This window comes from Streptomyces sp. NRRL WC-3549, assembly GCF_000721935.1.
Classification (GTDB): domain Bacteria; phylum Actinomycetota; class Actinomycetes; order Streptomycetales; family Streptomycetaceae; genus Streptomyces.
This window is the reverse complement of record NZ_KL585383.1, coordinates 142794-149102: the sequence shown is the minus strand read 5'-3', so window position 1 is coordinate 149102 and position 6309 is coordinate 142794. Positions and strand designations below refer to the sequence as shown.

Annotated in this window: 8 protein-coding genes; 6 read left to right on the top strand and 2 right to left on the bottom strand. The window is 71.5% G+C overall.

Going from position 1 to position 6309, the window contains the following annotated elements:
- The first annotated feature begins 73 nt into the window (after positions 1 to 73).
- Positions 74 to 379: an AzlD domain-containing protein gene (locus IH13_RS0102870; protein ID WP_031080779.1), complete on the top strand. Its 306-nt coding sequence runs from the start codon at positions 74 to 76 to the stop codon at positions 377 to 379.
- Positions 380 to 384: 5 nt separating this feature from the next.
- Here the strand turns inward: IH13_RS0102870 and IH13_RS0102865 are convergent, their stop codons facing one another.
- A complete protein-coding gene (locus IH13_RS0102865) occupies positions 385 to 1299 on the bottom strand; it encodes a hypothetical protein (protein ID WP_031080777.1) in 915 nt (304 codons plus the stop codon).
- A 79-nt stretch (positions 1300 to 1378) separates the two neighbouring features.
- Between IH13_RS0102865 and IH13_RS0102860 the strand changes: the two genes are divergently transcribed.
- From IH13_RS0102860 to recX, 5 genes are all read left to right on the top strand, one after another.
- The gene (locus IH13_RS0102860) at positions 1379 to 1573 is read left to right on the top strand and encodes a DUF3046 domain-containing protein (RefSeq protein ID WP_031080776.1); all 195 of its coding nucleotides are present in this window, start codon (positions 1379 to 1381) and stop codon (positions 1571 to 1573) included.
- Between the two features lie 160 nt (positions 1574 to 1733).
- Entirely contained in the window at positions 1734 to 2948 is a 1215-nt protein-coding gene (locus tag IH13_RS0102855) for an AI-2E family transporter (RefSeq protein WP_031080775.1), read from the top strand.
- Positions 2949 to 3117: 169 nt separating this feature from the next.
- Positions 3118 to 3474, top strand: coding sequence for a hypothetical protein (locus IH13_RS0102850; protein WP_234433197.1), 357 nt, complete (start codon positions 3118 to 3120; stop codon positions 3472 to 3474).
- Between the two features lie 321 nt (positions 3475 to 3795).
- The gene (gene recA / locus IH13_RS0102845) at positions 3796 to 4926 is read left to right on the top strand and encodes a recombinase RecA (RefSeq protein ID WP_031080772.1); all 1131 of its coding nucleotides are present in this window, start codon (positions 3796 to 3798) and stop codon (positions 4924 to 4926) included.
- Between the two features lie 3 nt (positions 4927 to 4929).
- On the top strand, positions 4930 to 5619 hold the full coding sequence (gene recX, locus IH13_RS0102840) for a recombination regulator RecX (RefSeq protein ID WP_031080770.1): 690 nt from the start codon (positions 4930 to 4932) through the stop codon (positions 5617 to 5619).
- Between the two features lie 156 nt (positions 5620 to 5775).
- Here recX and IH13_RS0102835 read toward each other — a convergent pair.
- A partial coding sequence (locus tag IH13_RS0102835; protein WP_063837387.1) for a DUF6197 family protein occupies positions 5776 to 6309 on the bottom strand: 534 nt, incomplete at its 5' end.

Below are 6309 nucleotides of genomic sequence, written 5' to 3'. Positions count from 1 at the left end.
ATGTGTATAAGAGACGCGGCAGGAACGGCACCCCGGACGCGACCGCGCCCACGACGAAGCCCCGGGAGGGCCGGTGAACATCTGGATCGCCATCGGGCTCACCGCGGCGGGCTGCTATCTCGCCAAACTCATGGGACTGCTGATGCCCGCGGGGGTGCTGGAACGCCCTGTCGTACAGCGGCTGGCCGCGCTCCTGCCGGTCGCCCTGCTCGCCGCCCTCACCGCCCAGCAGACCTTCGGCGACGGACAGCACCTGGTGCTGGACGCCAGGGCGGCAGGGCTCGCCGCCGCCGCCCTCGCCCTCGCCCTGCGGGCTCCCTTCCTGGTCGTCGTCGGCGCGGCCGTCGTCGTCACGGCGGGCGTGCGCGCCGTGACGTAGGCCTCTCAGCGCAGGCCGCGCCCGTAGGCCCTGAGGGTCTGCAAGGCCCTCAGGGTCACGAGGGGGCGCCCCTCCAGCTCGGTCCCGGGCGCCCACCGCCGCCAGCTGACCGGCCAGCCTCCGTCCTCCCGCTGCTCGGCGGCCAGCCGGTCCAGGGAGCGCTCCATCTCCTCCTCGCTGAACCAGCGGCGCGCGAGCGACCCGGGTGTGCGCGCGTAGTCGTACGGGAAGTGGTGCTCCCCGGGGGCGTAACCGGCCGCTACCGGGTACTCCGCCCGGCGCGCCGGGTCCAGCACCACGAGGCCCTGCCCGCGCACCAGGTCTCCGAGCCGGTCGGCGGCGGCCTCGGCGCGCGCCCGGTCCGGGACACCGTCCAGGAAGGCCACGGCCGCCTCGATCTCGTACGGATGGGACCGCTCCAGCGCGTCGACGGCGGCCCAGCAGAAGTCGGTGGCCCGGAACAGCCACGCGTGCCACACCTCGTTGCGGTGCAGCAGCCCGACCACCGGGCCGGTCGCCAGCAGCTCCGCGGGCGGGTCGTCCACGACGGGGATGAAGGGAGCGGCGGGGTACCCGCGCTGCGAGGGGTGCAGCGCGGGCAGCGCGCCCTCCTTGGTCGACACCTCGGTCAGGTAGCGGCAGATCCGCTCCACCCGCGGCCCGGCGCACCGGCCGATCGAGTCGAGGACGCTGAGCGCGTGGGCGGTGTGCAGCGGCTGGCTCACGGGCCCCCGGAGATCGGGTTCCAGCGCGTGACCGTAGCCGCCGTCCTCGTTCAGGTAGGCGGTGAGGGCGGCCTCGACCGCGTCCGCGCTCCCGCCCAGGAAGAGGTGGGCGAACCGCCGTTGTTCCAGGACGCGTGCCGTCAGCCAGACGAACTGCTCGGCGCGGGCGAGTGAGGGTGCTCCGGTTCCAGCCATGGACCGACGGTAGAGGGGAAACCGCGGCCGGCAGGGCGCACCGGCTCGGCTGCACTCGCAGGAGCGGGATACTGGACGCATGCGGTTGACGATTTTCTGGGAGCGGATGGCCGATCACTTCGGTGAGGCCTACGCGGATTCCTTCGCCCGTGATCACGTGATGGCCGAACTCGGTGGCCGTACGGTCCACGAGGCGCTGGCCGCGGGCTGGGAGACCAAGGACGTCTGGCGCGGGGTCTGCTCCGCGGTGGGGATTCCCCCGGAGAGGCGCTGAAACCCGGGACCTCGGCCTCCGGCCCCGGGGCACGCGGCCGGCCCGTCCGGCGGTAGGCGAGACTTGTGCCGTGGCACCGACAGACGAGACCGCGCAGAACCCGCCGCCCGCCGCACCGCCGACCGTGCCACCTGAGCAGCCCGGCCCCGGCCCGGGGCGTATGCCGGGGTGGCTGCCGCGCGCGATGATCATGGCCCTGGCGCTCTACGGGTGCTTCCAACTGGGCAGCTGGGCGTTCTACCAGCTCATCGGGTTGCTGACGAACATCGTCATCGCCTTCTTCCTCGCCCTCGCCGTCGAGCCCGCCGTCGGACGCATGGCGGACCGGGGGATGCGCCGTGGGCTCGCGACCTTCGTGGTGTTCCTGGCCGTGATGATCGCGGGGGTCGGCTTCGTCGTGCTGCTCGGCTCGATGCTCGCCGGGCAGATCGCCACCATGATCGAGGACTTCCCCAAGTACCTCGACTCGGTGATCAACTGGAGCAATCAGACCTTCCACACCGAACTGTCCCGGGTCGGCGTCCAGGACAGCCTGCTGCACTCCGACTGGCTGCAGAAGTACGTCCAGAACAGCGCCACCGGAGTGCTCGACGTCTCCACGACGGTGCTCGGCGGGCTCTTCCGGCTGTTGACGATCTTCCTGTTCTCGTTCTACTTCGCCGCCGACGGTCCCCGTCTGAGGCGTGCGCTGTGCTCCGTACTGCCGCCCGCCCGGCAGGCCGAGGTGCTGCGGGCCTGGGAGATCGCGGTCGACAAGACCGGCGGCTACCTCTACTCGCGCGGTCTCATGGCTCTCGTCTCGGGTGTCGCGCACTACGTCCTGCTGGTCTTCCTCGACGTGCCCTACGCACCGGCGCTCGCCGTCTGGGTGGGCCTGGTCTCCCAGTTCATCCCCACCATCGGCACCTATCTGGCGGGTGCGCTGCCCATGCTGATCGCCTTCACCGTCGATCCCTGGTACGCGGTGTGGGTGCTCGTGTTCGTCGTGGTCTACCAGCAGTTCGAGAACTACATGCTCCAGCCGAAGCTCACCTCCAGGACGGTCGACATCCACCCCGCTGTCGCCTTCGGCTCGGTCATCGCCGGAACGGCGCTGATGGGCGCGGTCGGGGCGCTGGTCGCCATTCCGGCCGTGGCGACCCTCCAGGCCTTCCTGGGCGCGTACGTGAAGCGCTACGACGTCACGGACGATCCGAGGGTGACGGGCGGGCGCCGTTGGCGCCGCGGCGAGCCGGTGCTGTCGCGGTTCCACCGCGCGGTGACGGGCAGAGGGCGGGCGGACGACCTCGGTGACGACGCCTCCGGCGTCGGCGAGGGACCCGGCGCGGACGGCGCTGACGGTGGTGGCGGCGCGACGGGGGAGGGACGGCGGTGAGGGGCGGTGGCGGACCGGTGCGGGCGGCGGCGTCACGCCGTCCCGGTCGCCGAGGGCCCGGCGGCCGCCTCTCCGGACCACCTCGGAGCCCGTCCGCCGGATGAGGGCGCCGGCCCGTGTCATCCTGTGCCGTCGCAGGTGAGCGATCCGACCTGCACGGACGGGGACGTTGAAGTTCTTCTTCCACCAGGGGGGAAGTTCTTCCTCCGCCAGGGGAGGCGAAGTCATGATGGCGCAGAGGTGGCAGCTCAGGCGGGGGGACGCGCTCATCGGGACGCTGACGCTCGAAGGCGTCGACATGTTCTGGGCCGACTGCCGCTTCGAGCCTGCTTCTGCCTGGGAAACAGTCCGCCCGCTGTTCGACGCCTCGCGGGATGCGTGGAGGCGCGGTGACGAGGGTGGCGCTCTGGCTGCCGACGAGGCGATTCATGAAGCAGGACTCGTGCTCGTCCCCGGCGACGGAGGGGCCCCGATCACAGACTTCCTGCTCCGCGTCTCAGGGGAGAGTGCACGCTTCCGGTCCTAGCGATCGGATGTGTCACCGAAGCGGCCGGGAGTGCCGACGTCGGCACCGGCCACCGTGCCGGTGCAGCCGGAACGGCCGCGACGCGACCCCCCACCACCTGCGGACCGGAGTCCGGCAGCCGGGCTCCGCGGGCGCGGGACGCGTGTGGCGCGCTTGACACCAAAATCGAACATCCATTCATATGGGTGTCCGGCCGCTGTTTTCCCGGTCCCCGGCCGTGGAGTTTTCCACAGGCCGGGAGGACGCCGAGGCCCATTGTCAGTGGCAGGGGTTAGCGTCGTTGACGTGAAGCGATCGACACAAGCAAATCGGGTGGAACCCATGGCAGGAAACGACCGCGAGAAGGCGTTGGACGCCGCGCTCGCACAGATTGAACGCCAATTCGGCAAGGGCGCGGTGATGCGCCTCGGCGAGCGGCCGAACGAGCCGGTCGAGGTGATCCCCACGGGGTCGACCGCGCTCGACGTCGCACTCGGCGTCGGCGGCCTGCCGCGTGGCCGCGTGGTGGAGGTGTACGGGCCGGAGTCGTCCGGTAAGACGACGCTGACGCTGCACGCCGTGGCGAACGCCCAGAAGCTCGGCGGGTCGGTGGCGTTCATCGACGCGGAGCACGCGCTGGACCCGGAGTACGCGAAGAAGCTCGGCGTCGACATCGACAACCTCATCCTGTCGCAGCCGGACAACGGCGAGCAGGCGCTGGAGATCGTGGACATGCTGGTCCGCTCCGGTGCGCTGGACCTGATCGTCATCGACTCCGTCGCGGCCCTGGTCCCCCGTGCGGAGATCGAGGGTGAGATGGGTGACTCCCACGTGGGTCTGCAGGCCCGTCTGATGAGCCAGGCGCTCCGTAAGATCACCAGCGCGCTCAACCAGTCCAAGACCACCGCGATCTTCATCAACCAGCTCCGCGAGAAGATCGGTGTGATGTTCGGCTCGCCGGAGACCACGACCGGTGGCCGGGCGCTCAAGTTCTACGCCTCCGTGCGACTGGACATCCGGCGCATCGAGACGCTCAAGGACGGCACCGACGCCGTGGGCAACCGCACCCGCGTCAAGGTCGTCAAGAACAAGGTCGCGCCGCCGTTCAAGCAGGCCGAGTTCGACATCCTCTACGGCCAGGGCATCAGCCGTGAGGGCGGACTGATCGACATGGGTGTGGAGCACGGCTTCGTCCGCAAGGCCGGCGCCTGGTACACCTACGAGGGCGACCAGCTGGGCCAGGGCAAGGAGAACGCCCGCAACTTCCTCAAGGACAACCCGGACCTGGCCAACGAGATCGAGAAGAAGATCCTCGAGAAGCTCGGCGTCGGGGTCCGGCCGGAGGACCCGGCGGCGGAGTCCACGGCCGATGCGGCGGTGGCGGCCGGAGCCACGGCGGACCCGGCGGCGAAGACGGTGCCCGCTCCGGCGGCCAAGGCCAAGCCGGCCAAGGCCGCGGCGGCCAAGAGCTAGGCCGTGACGCGTCGTACGGAGTGGCCCGGCGCCGACGCGGGTGCCGTCGGCCGTGAGTCCGCCGCGGAGACAGCCGAGGAAGCCTCCGGGCCCGGTGCGGGGGCCGGGTCCGGCCAAGGGGCGGGGCGCAGGTCCCGTTCCCGCTCAGGAGACGGCGGCTCCCCCCTCTCGTCGAGGGCCGGGAAGGGGGAGCCGCTGGATCAGGCCGAGCGGGCGCGGAACATCTGCCTGAGGCTGCTGACCGGGACCCCGCGTACCCGGAAGCAGCTCGCGGACGCCTTGCGTAAGCGGGATGTCCCGGACGAGGCGGCTCAGGAGGTGCTGTCGCGCTTCGAGGACGTCGGGCTGATCGACGACGCCGCGTTCGCGGACGCCTGGGTCGAGTCCCGGCACCGCGGCAGAGGACTGGCCAGGCGTGCTCTCGTGCGGGAACTGCACACCAAGGGCGTGGACCCGGCGCTGATCGACGAGGCGGTCGGGCAGCTCGACTCCGAACAGGAGGAGGAGACCGCCAGGGCGCTCGTGGACCGCAAGCTGCGCTCCACCCGCGGCCTGGACCGCGACAAACGACTGCGCCGGCTGGCGGGGATGCTCGCGCGGAAGGGATACGGGGAGGGGATGGCCCTGCGGGTGGTGCGACAGGCGCTCGACGCGGAGGGGGAGGACACGGAAGGGCTGGACGAAACCTTCTGAGCGTACCGGCGGCTCGGGCGGGGGTGTCCGGGGATCCGCGGGCGGCCGGCGGACGCGCCGATCCGGCCCCGCGCACGGGCTCCGTGGAAGCCACTACGGCGTCCGGCCCGGCTGTCCGGCACCGGTGACGGGCGCCTGCGCGCAGGGCGGGGCGGATCAGTGCCCGGCCAGTGACGCCCGTCGGATTGTGGCGTCGAGCAGGGACAGGGCGTCCGACGCCGTTCGCCCCGGCTGCCGGTTCCAGGGGCCGATCAGACCGGTCCAGCCCTGGGAGCGGAGTTCGGTGATCAGCCAGGCACCGGCCCGGTCCACGGTTTCGAGTGAGCCGTACCCCAGCCGGTGTGCCGTCAGCATGGCCCCGCACAGGCAGCGCGCACCCCGGGCGTTACGCAGCCGGTACGGGGTGTTCTGCCAGCCCCACTCGGTCAGGATCTGCCGCGCGTACCCGAGGTGGACGGAGGGCCGCACATCGGACCGCCCGATCCGCCGCCATGTGTGGAGGCGGTCAGGGAGCAGTGCGCCCAGACGCCCGGGGAGAGGACGGGGGCGCTCGGGCACTGCCGCCGGGGGCAGAGTGCGCAGCGACTCCTCGACGAGGCTGCCGACGGAGACCGACAGCAGCTCACGCCAGTCGGCCGCCGGTCCCGACGTGCCGGTCTGTGCGGCCGTACCGGCCCTGTCTCTTATACA